Source organism: Janthinobacterium foliorum, from assembly GCF_978021625.1.
Window position 1 is genome coordinate 163,045 of the sequence record NZ_CDXDQE010000006.1, and the last position, 14,155, is coordinate 177,199.

At 65.9% G+C, this 14,155-nt stretch carries 12 protein-coding genes; 4 read left to right on the forward strand and 8 right to left on the reverse strand.

What is annotated here, in order from left to right; genetic code table 11:
• Positions 1-59: 59 nt before the first annotated feature.
• Both ACZ92H_RS14755 and ACZ92H_RS14760 read left to right on the forward strand, forming a co-directional pair.
• Positions 60-2,753 carry a polysaccharide deacetylase family protein gene (locus ACZ92H_RS14755; RefSeq protein WP_465049935.1) on the forward strand — a complete coding sequence of 898 codons (2,694 nt, stop codon included), beginning with the start codon at positions 60-62 and terminating at the stop codon, positions 2,751-2,753.
• Positions 2,754-3,131, forward strand: coding sequence for an immunity 22 family protein (locus ACZ92H_RS14760; RefSeq protein WP_131368990.1), 378 nt, complete (start codon positions 2,754-2,756; stop codon positions 3,129-3,131).
• On the opposite strand, the gene ACZ92H_RS14765 is transcribed toward ACZ92H_RS14760, so the two are convergent.
• Positions 3,128-4,372: a response regulator gene (locus ACZ92H_RS14765; RefSeq protein WP_465049936.1), complete on the reverse strand. Its 1,245-nt coding sequence runs from the start codon at positions 4,370-4,372 to the stop codon at positions 3,128-3,130. The genes ACZ92H_RS14760 and ACZ92H_RS14765 overlap by 4 nt on opposite strands.
• Before the next feature lie 98 nt (positions 4,373-4,470).
• On the opposite strand from ACZ92H_RS14765, the gene ACZ92H_RS14770 reads away from it, so the two are divergent.
• Together ACZ92H_RS14770 and ACZ92H_RS14775 are read left to right on the forward strand one after the other, a co-directional pair.
• Complete coding sequence (locus ACZ92H_RS14770; protein ID WP_465049937.1) at positions 4,471-6,549, forward strand: TonB-dependent receptor; 2,079 nt, start codon at positions 4,471-4,473, stop codon at positions 6,547-6,549.
• Positions 6,550-6,615: 66 nt separating this feature from the next.
• On the forward strand, positions 6,616-7,161 hold the full coding sequence (locus ACZ92H_RS14775) for an RNA 2'-phosphotransferase (protein WP_465049938.1): 546 nt from the start codon (positions 6,616-6,618) through the stop codon (positions 7,159-7,161).
• A gap of 124 nt (positions 7,162-7,285) precedes the next feature.
• Here ACZ92H_RS14775 and ACZ92H_RS14780 read toward each other — a convergent pair whose 3' ends face one another.
• The 7 genes from ACZ92H_RS14780 to ACZ92H_RS14810 form a co-directional block, all read right to left on the reverse strand.
• Complete coding sequence (locus ACZ92H_RS14780) at positions 7,286-8,407, reverse strand: aldo/keto reductase (protein WP_465049939.1); 1,122 nt, start codon at positions 8,405-8,407, stop codon at positions 7,286-7,288.
• A gap of 12 nt (positions 8,408-8,419) precedes the next feature.
• Entirely contained in the window at positions 8,420-9,271 is an 852-nt protein-coding gene (locus ACZ92H_RS14785) for an aldo/keto reductase (RefSeq protein WP_131368995.1), read from the reverse strand.
• Positions 9,272-9,460: 189 nt separating this feature from the next.
• Positions 9,461-9,724: a hypothetical protein gene (locus tag ACZ92H_RS14790; RefSeq protein ID WP_465049940.1), complete on the reverse strand. Its 264-nt coding sequence runs from the start codon at positions 9,722-9,724 to the stop codon at positions 9,461-9,463.
• Between the two features lie 181 nt (positions 9,725-9,905).
• Positions 9,906-11,030: a HupE/UreJ family protein gene (locus ACZ92H_RS14795; protein WP_465049941.1), complete on the reverse strand. Its 1,125-nt coding sequence runs from the start codon at positions 11,028-11,030 to the stop codon at positions 9,906-9,908.
• Positions 11,027-12,238 (reverse strand): tetratricopeptide repeat protein, encoded by a 1,212-nt coding sequence (locus tag ACZ92H_RS14800; protein WP_465049942.1) that lies wholly within the window; start codon positions 12,236-12,238, stop codon positions 11,027-11,029. Before ACZ92H_RS14800 ends, ACZ92H_RS14795 begins: the two co-directional genes overlap by 4 nt.
• Positions 12,239-12,304: 66 nt before the next feature.
• Complete coding sequence (locus ACZ92H_RS14805) at positions 12,305-12,550, reverse strand: hypothetical protein (RefSeq protein WP_131368999.1); 246 nt, start codon at positions 12,548-12,550, stop codon at positions 12,305-12,307.
• An 18-nt stretch (positions 12,551-12,568) separates the two neighbouring features.
• On the reverse strand, positions 12,569-14,080 hold the full coding sequence (locus ACZ92H_RS14810; protein WP_465049943.1) for a DUF4331 domain-containing protein: 1,512 nt from the start codon (positions 14,078-14,080) through the stop codon (positions 12,569-12,571).
• Between the last annotated feature and the right edge of the window lie 75 nt (positions 14,081-14,155).

The following is a 14,155-nucleotide window of genomic DNA, read 5'->3' on the forward strand; positions in this document are numbered from 1 at the left end:
TCGTGCGCATCCGCGCCATCTGAATTTTATGCATAGTATGTGAAGGGAATGACAAGCCTGTGACTTCCAAGCCGATCAAGATCGCCGCCACCGTCGTCGTGGCACTCGCCGCTGGGGCCGGCATTTACACGTTGACCCGTCCCGCCGCCACGGCCACGCCTGGCGCGCCCGTCTCGGGCAATGCGGCCGCCGCGCCGCAGACCGAAGCGGACACGGCCGCCGTGGCCAGCCAGTTCCGCGACCTGCTGGCCAACTTCCGCAAGATCATCGTGCTGCTGGCCGACGAGCAAAGTTTGCCCGAAGGCGCGCGCGACGAGGCGCGCAAGGTGGGGCAGGCCCTGTTCCATGAAAACCAGGAACGCATCGCCAGGCTGGACGCGGCGCTGGACCAGCTGACGGCGCCCGCCAATCCGGGCCGCTTCGAAGCGCTCGACAGCCTGCTCACCTATGTCGAATCCGATCCCGGCCTGTACGACGCGGACCGCCTGGCCTTCCGCGAGCTGCTGCAAAGCATGCTGGCGGACGTGGCCAAGGATACCTCCCTGCCAGCCATCAAGCTGCACAAGCGCATTTCGGAAGACCTCGACGCGCTGGGCGAGATCGAGCGCAATTACGAGAAGGAAATCCGGCAGATTTTCGGCAACCTGGGCCAGCGCGCCATCGAACTCAAGCGTGAACGGTGGGACGACTACGTGGCGCAGCTGAAAAAGCTCTACAGCCGCGAACAGATCTTGAAGGAAAACGGCATCGTCGTGCCGTATGCGCTACCTCCGGCCGGCACCGTGCCGGAAGCCAAGCCCGTGCCCAAAAAAGAGGAAGCGGAAATCTTTGGCCTGGGCTTGCCGAAAAAAACCATCGTGCTGACGTTTGACGACGGCCCGCACCGCCGCTACACGGAAGAAATCAGCGCCATTTTGAAACAGTACGGCGTGCCGGCCGTGTTTTTCAACGTGGGCCGCAACCTGGGCAGCCTGGACGCGGAAGGCCACGCCAAGCTGAACGCGGGCGCGGAAGTGAGCCGCAAGCTGATGAAGGAAGGCTATGCCGTGGGCAACCACAGTTTCAGCCACGCACAATTGTCGAAGCAGACGGGCGACAAGCTGAAAGGCGAAATCCTCGGCACGGATACCTTATTAAAGGCCATCAGTCCCGAGCGGGCTGCGCTGTTCCGCTTTCCTTATGGCGCGCGCAACAGCGAAGGCATGGCCGCGCTGGCCGATGCGCATTTGAAATCCGTGATGTGGAATATCGATTCGCTGGACTGGGCCGACCCCGTGCCCAGCTCCATCACGAACCGGGTGCTGGCCTCCGTCGACAAGGCGGGGCGCGGCATCGTCCTGTTCCACGACATCCATGAGCGCACGGTGAAAGCCTTGCCGGCCGTGCTGGACAAGCTGATCGCGGAAGGCTACCAGTTCGCCGGCTGGGATGGCACGAGTTTCCAGGTGGCGAAAAGCACGGCGCCCACGCCGGACAAAGTGCCCGTGAGCACTGGCTATGCGAATTCCTGGGCCGTGGTGATCGGCATCGACGATTATGCCAAATGGCCGAAACTGCAGTACGCGGTGCGCGATGCGCAAGGCATCCGCGAAACCCTGATCGAGAAATTCGCCTTCGCGCCGGAACGTGTCGTGACCCTGAAAAATGGCGAGGCGACGCGCAACAACATCCTGGCCGCCTTCCACGACAAGCTGGCCCACGGCGGGGTGCAAAAGAATGACCGCATCTTCGTCTTTTTCGCCGGCCACGGCGCCACGCGCAAGCTCAGTTCCGGGCGCGACCTGGGCTACATCGTGCCGGCCGATTCCGACCCGGCGCAATTTGCCACGGACGCGATTCCGATGACGGAAATCCAGAATATCGCGGAGAGTCTCACCGCCAAGCATGCGTTCTTCGTCATGGATGCCTGCTACAGCGGCCTGGGCCTGACGCGCGGCGCCGGTTCCACCAACTTCCTGCGCGACAACGCCAAGCGCATCGGCCGGCAGATGCTGACGGCCGGCGGCGGCGACCAGCTGGTGGCCGATGGCGGGCCGAACGGCCATTCCGTCTTCACCTGGACCCTGCTGCAAGGCCTGGCCGGCAAGGCTGACCTCAACGGAGACGGCCTTATTACGGCGACGGAACTGGCGGCCTATGTGGCGCCGGCCGTTTCCAGCGTGTCAAACCAGACGCCCGCGTTTGGCAGCCTGCCCGGCTCGGAAGGGGGCGATTTCGTCTTCGAGTTGCCGGGCGAGACGGAATTCCTCAGCCCGACGACGACGCAATTGTCGACGGAAGCCATTGCCTTGAACAGCAAGCTCGATGCCAAGCCGGTGGAAGCGAGCGTGACGGTGAAGGATTTGCAGGGCGGCGAACAGAAGATCGTCACGCCGGGCGCCGTGCCGACCTCGGCGCGCCAGCTGGCGCAGCGGGCCAACGACCGCGGCTTGCAGCTGTACAAGGAGAAACAGTATGCGGCGGCGGAAGCGCAATTCACGGAAGCGCTGAAACTGCGCCCCGACTTCGCGCTGGCGGCGAACAACCTGGGCTTTGTCTTCTACAAGCAGGAAAAATACCGCGAAGCGGCCCGCTGGTTTGAAAACACGGTCAGGATGGACCCCTCGCGCGCCATCGCCTACCTGAATCTGGGCGACGCATATGCCCGGGCAGGCGAGCCGGCCAAGGCCAGGGCGGCGTACAAGACCTATCTGGAACTGGCGCCGACGGCGTCGATGGCGCCCGCCGTGCGGCAAAAGATGGAGAAGCTGTAATTGGCCTTCACCTTGCCGGTCGTCCACGTATTTGTCTGCAGCGGCCGCTTTGCCAGCTGGGAAGAACTGCAGGCCTACCTGGCGCCCGCCTACACGGACGATGGCGACGCGCTGCCGCCGCCTTTTTTCCTGGAAACGGGCTTGACGCAGTATGAGCCTGCCTGTTTTGAAAGCGCCATGCTGCCAGCGCCGGCACCGCTGGCGCAGCTGCTCGATGGCGCGTCGTATGGCGGCAGCTGGCTGGCGCAGGCGTGCGCGGATGCGCAGGGCCTGCTGGCCGACACGGGCGTGTGCGTCTTTTCGCCCAACCAGCTCGCGCATCCGCAGCGCAGCGCGCTGCGCCATGTGGGCAGCTACCCTTGCCGCGCGGACGACTAGCTGCCAGCGCCCTGTTGCTCGTGCAATAGCTTGTTGACGGCCGCCAGCAGGCTGGTGCCCGAGGTGGTGATGAAGCGGGCGCCGGCCGCTTCCGCTTCCGTGCCGTAGCTGGCCAGCGTGTCCTTGCTGCAATACACGATGATGGGCAGATCGGCATGCGCCTGGCGCACGTCGCGCACCGTGCGCACGCCCGCGTCCTTGATCCTCCGCCCGTTCTCCGCCCGCGCCATGTCCGTGATCAGCAGCGCATAGCGCTTCTGCTGCAGCATGGCCAGGGCCTGCCGCATCGAAACGGCCTGGTCCACCTTGATGTTTTCCCGTTCCAGCTGTTCCACCAGCAAGGTGTTGTTGCGCGGGTGGTCGTCCAGCCACAGCACCAGGCTGGCGGGCTTTTGCGCCGTCGGCATGCCGGCCAGGGCCGCGACGGCGGGTGCGCCGTCCTGCTGGTGCGCCAGCAGCAGCTGGGTGACGGCTTCCTGCATGTCGTCCAGCGACTTTTGCTGCAAGCGGCTCAGTTCCGTGACTTCGATTTCCTTGCCGCTTTCCAGGCGCACGGACTCGTTCTTGACGAGGCTGTCGGCGCGTTTGATCATGATGGAGAGATAAATGCGCGTGAGCAGGTAGCCGATCAAAAAGCCATGCACGGAAAAGAACAGCATGATGCCGCCGACCACCGCCATGGCCGTGGCCGTGTCGATGGCCAGGCTGGGGGCGATGAAGGCGGCCATGCTGCGGGCGCTGCCGGGCAGGCTTTTCAACTCGATCAGGCCCACGCCGACGATGATTTTCGTCAGCCAGTCCGACACTTCCACCAGGTTGGAATTGATCTCCATGGGCGTGGGCGTGCCCAGGAACAGGGTATTGCTGGCGGTAGCGGGATTCGCGTCGGCGCCGGCGCCGGCGGCCGTCGCTGCCGGCTCGTCGGTGGCGCGGCTCTTGCCGTTGCGCCTGTCATCGGGCGCCATGTTCACGGTGCCCGAAGGCAGGGTGCGGGGGATGCCGAACAAGAAGCCCAGCAGCATGCCGCTGACGCAAAAGCCCAGGCTCCACAGCAGCGCCGGCACGGCGTCGTAATGGGGAGGCAGCACGGCGCCCGCCAGTACGGCCAGCAAGCCCGCCAGCAGGATGAACAGCAGGATGTAGGGCAGCACGTCGCGCTTGCGCGCGGCGGCGGTGACGGTTTTCGTGGTCTTGCCTGCGCTGTCGGTCGGGTCCACGGTGGCGTCCTTGGGTTTCTTCAAAAAAGGCTGAATCCGGAAAGTCGTCCGGGTACGTATATATCGGGTAGGCTAGACCAGTACGAACGGCCCGTACTGACATCATAAAAACTGGAGACGCGATGCGATTGAGAAAAAGCAAACTGGTGGCAGCTTGTGCGTTGGCATTGCTGGGCATGGGGCGCCAGGCGGGGGCGCAAGGGGCGGCGGAGGCCACGCCAGTCGCAGATGCCACGCGCACGGTGCGCGTGACGGGCCACTACGACAACGCCGTCGGCACCTCGGATGCGGCCAGCCAGGGCGTCATCACTACCGAATTGATTGTCAACCGGCCCGCCCTGCGCACGGGGGAATTGCTGGAATTCGTGCCGGGGCTGATCGTCACCCAGCACAGCGGCGACGGCAAGGCCAACCAGTATTTCCTGCGCGGCTTCAACCTCGATCACGGTACGGATTTCGCCACCTACGTCGATGGCATGCCCGTCAACATGCGCACGCATGCGCACGGGCAAGGCTATTCCGACCTCAATTTCCTCATTCCCGAACTGGTGCAGCGCATCGACTACAAGAAGGGGCCGTATTTCGCCAGCGAAGGCGATTTCGCCTCGGCGGGCAGTGCCCGCATCCGCCTGGCCGACAAATTGCCGCAGGGCCAGGCCAGCGTATCCATCGGCCAGCACGGCTACGTGCGCGGCGTCGTCGCCGACGCATTCGGCGCCGGGCCGGGCACCTTGCTGTACGGCCTGGAAGTGAACCGCAACAACGGTCCCTGGGACGTGCCGGAAAGCGTGCGCAAATACAGCGGCGTGCTGCGCTACAGCCAGGGCACGCAGGACGACGGCTTCAGCGTGACGGGCATGGCCTACAGGAATAGCTGGAATGCCACGGACCAGGTGCCGCTGCGGGCCGTGGCATCCGGCCAGATCGGCCGCTTCGGCAGCCTGGCGCCCAGCGACGGCGGCGACACGTCGCGCTACAGCCTGTCGTATGCCATGCGCAAGCGCACGGAGCAGCGCCTGTTTGAAGTCGACGCCTATGTGATCCGCTCGCAGCTGGAACTCAATAGCGATTTCACGTATTTCCTCGCTGATCCGGCAGCGGGCGACCAGTTCCAGCAGAGCGAACGGCGCACGGTGGCGGGCGTAAACGCCGCTGAAAGCTGGAACAGCGAGGTGGCAGGCCTGGCCATGCGCAACAAGCTGGGCGTGCAGGCGCGCTACGACCGGCTGTCGCCCGTCGGCCTGTACAACACGGTGGAGCGCATCCGGCAAAGCACGGTGCGCGAAGACCGCGTGCGCGAGAGCAGCATCGGCCTGTATGGCGAAAATACCGTGCAGTGGCTGCCGTGGCTGCGCTCGGTGGCGGGCTTGCGCTATGACGCCTACCGTTTCAAGGTGGCCAGCAGCATAGACGGCAACAGCGGCACGGCGAACGACCACGTGGTGTCGCCGAAGCTGTCTTTGATACTTGGTCCATGGCGCAAGACGGAGTTTTTCGTCAACTATGGCAAGGGTTTTCATAGCAACGATGCGCGGGGCACGACGCAGACGCGCCTGCCTGACGGCGAGGCGTCGACGCCCGTCACGCCGCTGGTGCCGACGAAGGGCATGGAACTGGGCGCGCGCACGGAATGGCTGCCGGGCCTGCAAAGCTCGCTGGCCCTGTGGCGGCTCGATATCGCCTCGGAACTGCTGTTCGTGGGCGATGCGGGCGAGACGGAGCCGAGCCGGGCCAGCCGCCGCCACGGCATCGAGTGGAACAACCACTATATTGCCGCGCCGTGGCTGCTGTTCGACCTGGACCTGGCCGCCTCGCGCTCGCGCTACACGGAAAACGATCCGGCCGGCAATTTCATTCCCGGTTCGATCGACAAGGTGGCGTCATTTGGCGTGACGGTGACGGACCAGGGCCCGTGGTCTGGCGCCTTCCAGCTGCGCTACTTCGGCCCCCGTCCCTTGATCGAGGACAACAGCGTGCGTTCCGCCTCGACGACTTTGGCGTACGCGCGCCTGGCGTACCGGCTCAACCGCAAGACCAGGCTGTCGCTGGACGTCTTCAACCTGTTCGACAAGCGCGCCAGCGACATCGATTATTACTATGCCTCGCGCCTGCCCGGCGAGGCGGCCGAGGGCGTGAATGACCGGCATTTTCATCCCGTCGAACCCCGTTCCGTTCGCCTGACCTTGTCCTATGCGTTCTGACAAGGGTAGACTGCAGCCATGGCGCCCGTCGTGGGCGCCAGTGGATAATTAACATAACAAGATTGAATGACAGATAATTTAGTACAAACCAGCAAATTCCTCTCCCTCATCCTGCGTCATGCTCCCGAGAAAATCGGTCTCGTGCTCGATCCCCATGGCTGGGCCGACATCGGCCAGTTGCTGGCGCAATCGGCCCGGCATGGCCGCCACCTTTCCCGTGAACAACTGGAGGACGTGGTGGCACGCGACAGCAAGACGCGCTATGCCATCAGTGCCGACGGCACGCGCATCCGCGCCAACCAGGGCCATTCGCTGGCCGCCGTCGATATCGGTCTGCCGCCCGCCACGCCGCCGGCCATGCTGTACCACGGCACGGCCAGCCGCTTCGTCGACGCGATACGCGCGGCAGGCTTGCTGCCCGGGTCGCGCAACCATGTGCATTTGTCGGCCAACCGTGAAACGGCCATGGCCGTCGGCGCGCGCCATGGCAAGCCCGTCGTGCTGACGGTGGACGCGGCCGCCATGCAGGCGCAAGGCCACGTGTTTCATGTGGCGGACAATGGCGTGTGGCTGGCCGCTGCCGTGCCGGCGGGATGTATCGGCTTCCCCTGAACGGCGTACGGTATCAAGATTGTTGCTTTACCGCGGGCGCAAATGCCGGGGGCGCCCCCGGATCCAGGGCCGTGGGGTCAAGGCCTTGTTTTTTTGCATTTCCCGTCGCAGGCGACCCCGCGCCCTACCGACTGGCCGCCTCGACCCCGGAATACGCCAGCACGGCATCGGGCAGCCTGGCCCCTTGCACCTTGATGGCGGCCACGGCCTGGTTCAGCTCGGCCACTTCCGCCGGCGTCAAACGCACCCGCGCCGCGCCGATGTTGTCCAGCATGTGCGCCATCTGCGTGGTGCCGGGAATGGGCACGATCCACGGCTGCTGCGCCAGCAGCCAGGCCAGGGCGATTTGCGCCGGCGTGGCCTGCTTGCGCGCGGCCCACACTTGCAGCAGGGCCAGCAGCGCCAGGTTGTGCGGCAAGTTCGGCGGCGCGAAGCGCGATTCGAGCTGGCGGATGTCGCCCTCGGCAAAGCGGGTCTTCGCATCGATGGCGCCCGTCAGGAAGCCCACGCCCAGCGGGCTCCACGGCACGAAACCGATGCCCAGCTCCTGGCACAGGGGCAGCACGCCATCTTCCGGGCCCCGCCACAGCATCGAGTATTCGCTTTGCACGGCAGAAACGGGCAGGGCGGCATGGGCGCGGCGCAGGGTGGTCAAGCCCATCTCGGACATGCCCCAGTGCAGCACCTTGCCTTCCCGCATGAGGTCCTGCACGGCGCCGGCCACGTCCTCGATCGGTACTTGAGGGTCGACCCGGTGCTGGTACAGCAAGTCGATGCGGTCCGTGCGCAGGCGCTTGAGCATGCCCTCGACGACCAGCTTGATGTGCGCGGGGCGACTGTTCAGGCCGGGGCGGCGCTCGCCCGTCTGCTGGTCGATATTCCAGCCGAACTTGGTGGCGATGACCACCTGGTCGCGGAAGGGCGCCACGCCTTCGCCGAGAATGCGTTCCACTTCGTGCGGGCCGTAGGCTTCGGCCGCGTCATACAAGGTGATGCCCCGCTCGTAGGCCGCGCGGATGATGCGGTGCATTTCGGCACGGCTGGGAATCGTCGTCTGGTAAGTGCGGCTCATGTTTTGCACGCCCAGGCCCAGGCTGGATACTTCCAGCGTGCCCAGCTTGCGGCGGCCGGGCGGTGTCGTCTGCGCAGCCAGCTGTGCCTGGCCCAGCATGGGCGTGGCGGCCAGGCTGCCCGCGGCCAGCAGGAAGCCGCGGCGGCCCGTGGCCGTCGCTTGTCTCGTTGGCATATGGCGCTTCCCTCAGATATCGAGCTTGCGTTCGGCCATCCACTGGACGATGGCGGGATCGCGGTGCGAAAAGAAGCTGCTGACACCCGTTTCCAGGGTGGCGATGGCGGCCATGTCGGCGTCGTCGAGGTCGAAATCAACGATGGCCAGGTTTTCCGCCATGCGCTCGCGGCGCACGGTCTTGGCCAGCACGGCGATGCCCCGGTGCGTCAGCCAGCGCAGCACCACCTGGCCGACGGACTTGCCGTGTTTGCCGGCGATGCCCAGCAGCACTTCATTCTGGAACAGATTGTTGCGGCCTTCGGCGAACGGCGCCCATGCCTGCGGCTGCACGCCATGTTCGAGCATGAAGGCCACGCTGTCGGCTTGCTGGTGGAAGGGGTTGACTTCGATCTGGTTGACGGCCGGCGCGATCTCGTTGAAGGCGATGATGTCCATCAGGCGGTCCGTATGGAAATTGCTCACGCCGATGGCGCGCAGCTTGCCGCCGCGGCAGGCGTCCTGCATGGCGCGCCAGGAACCATGGACGTCGCCGAATGGCTGGTGGATCAGGTACAGGTCCAGGTAGTCCAGCTGCAGGCGCCGCAGCGAGTCGTCGATCGCCTGCGCCGTGCGCTCGTAGCCCGTGTGCTGTACCCACAGCTTGCTGGTGACGAACAGGTCTTCGCGCGGCGCCCCGCCTTGGCGGATGCCCTTGCCGACTGCCGCTTCGTTCATGTACGAGGCGGCCGTATCGATCAGGCGGTAGCCGGCAGCGATGGCGTCGATCACGCTGCGCTCGCATTCGGCCGGGTCGGGGATCTGGAAGACGCCGTAGCCGGCGATGGGCATGCGGATGCCATTGTTCAGGGTGACATGGTTCATTTGGGACTCCTTGAAGGTATGGTCGCGGTAGCAGCCAGATATGAATCAGTCTAGCGGCAAGCCAGTTAGTTGATAAGCCGCCATAAACCGCATGCTCCTATTAGCTGCACTAATGAATCGCCGCCATCTTTGGCCTGGGCTTTGCCTTGCCCCGGCGCTTGCGGCGCCAGACGAGCACGCCCGATACGCTCAGGCCCGCCACCATCGCGCCCATCGCGCCCATGGCGCAGATGAAAAGCTTAAGGGCCAGCCCCACATCGACGCCATGTGCAGGGCGCTGATCCAGCTGCGGATGGTGTCGCCGCTGGCCGCATCGAAAAAGACGGTGGTCAAGCCATTATGCGCGCGCACGTCGCGGCTGCTGCGCACGTTATAGCGGTCGACGCCTGGCGCGCTCGCACGCCAGCGCGTTTTCCTCGACCACAGGCCGCCCGCGTGACGCAGCTTGAACACGCGCTGGTTGTTGCCGCCGTGGCGGCGCAGCAGCCAGGGCGGGCGCCAGAGCAGCAGCGAGCCGTGGTGGGCGCTGTACGGGACTTCGATGTGCCGATGCGTTTCCAGCGCCTAGCCTGGCCTGCACGCTTTCCATGCCAGGGGCCACGGCGCAGTCGGGCCAGCAACGATCCGGTCGCCGCTAGGCGGAAATGAGCTTGATATCGGCCAAGCGCTCCACCAGCCACACGGCGGCCACCAGGGCGATGGCCAGCGAGCCCACGGTCAGCACTTGCCGGTAGAACCAGGTCTTGCGCAACAGCCAGGCGAGGGGCAAAAAGGCGGCGACGATGGCCAGCTGGCCGATTTCCACGCCCACGTTGAAGCCGAACAGGCTGGCCAGCAATGCCCCCTGCGGCAAGCCCAGGTCGCGCAGCACGCTGGCAAAGCCGAAGCCGTGGATCAGGCCGAAGGCGAAGGCGGCCACGGGACGCTTGCCGCGGAACAGGGGCAGCAGGTTGTTCAGCGCGGCCAGGACCACGGAGGCGGCGATGGCCGACTCGACCCAGCGCGACGGCAGCGAGACGAGCGACAGGCTGGCCAGGGTCAGGGTGATGGAATGGGCCAGGGTAAAGGCCGTGACGACTTTCAGCACGTCGTAGAAGGCCGCCTTCAAGCCTTGCTGCTGCTCGCGCAAGCCAGGCAGCAGCACGGCCGGCAGCAGCAGCGACAGCAGGAACAGGATATGGTCGTAGCCGATCCAGATATGCCAGATGCCGTGCCTGACGTAGGCGCCGAACTGCGCCAGGCGGTCGGGCGCGGCCAGCGAGAGGGTCTGGCGCGGGCGGTCCGGGTCGAAGATGGCCGTTTGCGTGGCGCCATCGCCGGCCAGTTTCAACAAGCCCTTGTGCTGCGGATCGAGGTCGGCGAACAGGGTGTAGCCGATGGACAGGGTCGCTGGCGCGGTGCCGGGGCAGGTGGCCTGGAAGCGCAGCACGTTGTAGGCGCCGTCCGTGTGGCTGTCGATCAGCTGCTGCGTGGCGCGCAGGGGGCAGGCGCCCTGGTCGCTGGCCACCTGCAGGCGCTGCAGCGCGTAGGCGGCGATGGCATCGTGGCGCGCGCGGATTTCATCCCACGTCAGGGCACCGTCGCCATTGCCATCGAGGCCGATGGCGAAATCAAGGTCGCGCAGGGCGATGTCCCACTGGCCCTCGATCTGCTGGCCGTGCACGGCCAGGCTCAGATAGCTGTCGCTGGGTTTGTGCGCCTGCGCGGGGGCCAGCCAGGCGCATAGCAGCAGGAACAGCAAGGACAGGCGCCGTGTCACGATGCCCCCGCTTTCCTGGCGGCGCTGAGTTTCTGGCCGTCCAGCGGCCCCAGCTGCCTGACGAGTCGGTGCAGGGCCACGTCTTCCACGCCGTTGGCGCCGATCCACGCCAGCACGGGCTGGGCCGCGCCGTAGTTGCGCGCAGCCAGGGCCGCTTCGAGCAGGATGCGCATGTCCGGCACTTCCTTCTGGATGGCCCAGTTCTTTTGCGCCAGCTGCACGGCGGCCGGCACGTCCTGCTGCAGGAACAGGGCGAAACGGGCCTGCTCGCGCTGGTGCACGGTGTCGCCGCGCTGCATGGCGGCGTTGAAGCGGGCCGCCAGTTCCGCCTTCGCGGCCTGGAATGGCGCCTGCTGGCCGGGCAGCGTCTGCAGGGCCAGCGCGTAGCGCAGCAGCAGGGCGTCGATGCGCTGCTGGTCCTTGAGCAACTGGACGACTTCCCGCGGGCGCTGCTGGTCGAGCAGGAAATCCCCGTAGGCGCCCAGCAGATAGCTGTCGCGCGGCTGCCGCGCCAGCGCCGTCTTGTAGCGGGCCTCGGCCAGGGCCGTCTCGCCGCGCCGCGTGGCCATTTCCGCCAGCAGGGTCAAGGCCCAGCTTTCCAGCTCGGGCGCCACGCCGGCGCTGCGCTGCAAGGTCAGGTCCAGCAGGCGCTCGCTGCTGGCCGCGCGGCCCGTCACGCTGGCCACGTTGGCAATGCAGGTGACGGTGACCAGCTGGGTGGTCAGGGCGGACAGGCGCGCGCAGCTGGCCGTCGCCTTCGCGTAGTCGCCCTGCACGGTGAGCACGGTGGCGCGCGTCAGCCAGGCCTGGCCATTGCCCGGTTCCTGGGCGATGACGGCGTCGAGATCCTGCAGCGCGGGACCGAACTGGTGGGTGCTTTGCAAAATGGTGGCGCGCAGCAGGCGCACGGGCACGGGCGGCGCGGCCTGCCGCCACCACGGCGCCAGCGCCGCTTGCGCGTAGCCCAGGTAGCGCGGATCCGTTTCGCTGCGGGCCAGGGAAATATAGCGCTGCGCCAGGCCGCTGGCCAGGGGCAGGTCTTGTGGGGTGGCATTCAATTGCTGGCGCAAGCCGCGCAATGCGAGCTGCGTGGCGTCGGCGCGGCGCGGCAACTGCTCGATGACGGCGCTGCCATCGGTCGGCGTGTAGGGCGCGGCCCATGCCAGCAGGGGCAGGCCGGCGCACAGCAGGGAAAGGGCTATTTTCATCGTGTCCGCAGGATGGGGGGCAGGCACGGGCGCCGGAGCATGAGCTTGCCGGCGCCCGCCAACGACTTACAGCGGCACCGGCTCCGTGGTTTCCGGAGACGTTGCCATGATGGCATCGATGCTGACGCCTTCCTTGTCTTCACTGGTGGTCAGGATGACGTTGCTGACAGCCACATAAAACGCATCGAACAGGGCTACGGGCGGCGGCGTGCCGTCGACTTTGCCGCTGTCCGTGCTGCTGCCGCCACCGCCACCGCAGCCGCCCAGCAGGGCAGCGAGCGCCAGGGCGCCGATTGCATGGAACTTTTTCATCGCGTTCTCCTGTCTGGCTTACATTTGTGGCGAACCGGCCACGGGATTTTTCAGGTAAGGGAAGCCTGCCGTGAAGAAGGTCTCATCGAGGTAGGCGCCATCCGTGAAGTGCAGGCCGCCGGCCGGCGCATCGGCCGGGGCGCAGCCGATGTTCAGGGTGCACAGCTTGCCCATGGCCACGCGCAGCACCACGTCGACGACGTCGTCGCCGGGGCGGCGGCCGTTCGGGAAGCCCGCGTTATCGCCGCCGATCACGCCGAGGCGGTTTTGCCCGCCGACGGCTGTGGCGGCGATCGAGGTATTCAGGCGCAGCATTTCAGAGGCGACGACGGTCGCCGGCTGGTTCACGCCCTTGATGCCCGTCAGGAAGGTGGCCACCAGGTCATTGCGGGGGAAGTTGGTGGGCGCCTTGGCGCCAGCCGAGCCATACAGCACTTCCACCAGCGCCGGCGCCGTCGGGTTGGTGACGTAATCGGCAAATTGCGCGTCGGCCGACGGCCTGCTGGCGTTGAAGCGGTCCTTGTCCTTCAGGCCGATCACCAGTTCATTCACCAGCGGCATGCCCAGGCGCGACACCTGCACCCAGGCGCCGCCTTCTTTCGACGCCGTGGTGGTAGTGCCCGGCGCCGGATTGAGCAAGCGGCCCTGGCGCAGGCTGGCCGTGGTCCAGCCGCCGATGACGGGGTCGCTGCCCGCCGTCAGGCAGGCGGTCGGCACTTCCATTTCGATGGCCGTGACGTTTTTCTTGGCCAGGTCGTCCTTGGCGGCCGACTCCGCATTCGCGGCGAATTCCGTGGCGGGCGCCTTGATGTTGATCAAGTCGAACGTTTCGCCCAGGTTCACCACGAACGGGTCCTTGCGCTGGCCGACGAACATGCGCGCCGGCGTGGCGCAGCCGGGGATATTCACCGAGTACACGTGCTGGGCCGCATACGCGGCATAGTTGGGGATGGCCTTGTTGCCGATATTGTCGACGGGCTTGTCGAACGTCGTGCCGCCGCCCGTGGCATTGGTGACGCTGCTGCGCGTGCCGCTGCGGCGGTCGCCCCGCACCACGGTCACGCTATACGTTTCGCGCACATTCAGGCCGGCAGGGTTGACGGTGTCGATGGCGCCGCCGTTGATCACCAGGGGAATCGAGACTTTCTTGCCGCCCACGGTGAACTGGCCATCCTTGATGGTGTTGGTGAAGCGGAACTGGAAGGTGATGTCTTCCTTGCCGTCGCCGTTATTGTCGATATGGATTTCGTACAGGGCGTTGGGATCCATGGCGAAATAGTTCGGGCCGCCGTAGGCATCCTGCAGCGGCACGTAGTCGGCCACCAGGGTGGTGTAGGCGCCGCGGCCCGCTTCATAGCTGCGGAACATGTAAAAGTCAGTGGCGTCGACTTTCGGGTTTTGCGTGATGAACGGTGCTTCGCGGTGGCTCGAAGCGAAGGCGGCTGGCGCGAAGGCCAAGGTGATGGATACGGCGAGCAGGTTGCCCAGGAGGGCGGTGCCCAGTGCGGTTCTCGAATGGTACAAAGACATGTCGATTCTCCCTGAATTGTTATACGCAGTGACAGGACTTGCTGGAATTACGGGGCTGCAGGACTTGTACGGGGC

Bases quoted from the DNA above. Each gene is read 5' to 3' on its own strand.
- ACZ92H_RS14770 (WP_465049937.1), top strand. From the start codon at position 4,471: ATGCGATTGAGAAAAAGCAAACTGGTGGCAGCTTGTGCGTTGGCATTG.
- ACZ92H_RS14775 (WP_465049938.1), top strand. From the start codon at position 6,616: ATGACAGATAATTTAGTACAAACCAGCAAATTCCTCTCCCTCATCCTG.
- ACZ92H_RS14780 (WP_465049939.1), bottom strand. From the start codon at position 8,407: ATGCCAACGAGACAAGCGACGGCCACGGGCCGCCGCGGCTTCCTGCTG.
- ACZ92H_RS14785 (WP_131368995.1), bottom strand. From the start codon at position 9,271: ATGAACCATGTCACCCTGAACAATGGCATCCGCATGCCCATCGCCGGC.
- ACZ92H_RS14800 (WP_465049942.1), bottom strand. From the start codon at position 12,238: ATGAAAATAGCCCTTTCCCTGCTGTGCGCCGGCCTGCCCCTGCTGGCA.
- ACZ92H_RS14805 (WP_131368999.1), bottom strand. From the start codon at position 12,550: ATGAAAAAGTTCCATGCAATCGGCGCCCTGGCGCTCGCTGCCCTGCTG.
- ACZ92H_RS14810 (WP_465049943.1), bottom strand. From the start codon at position 14,080: ATGTCTTTGTACCATTCGAGAACCGCACTGGGCACCGCCCTCCTGGGC.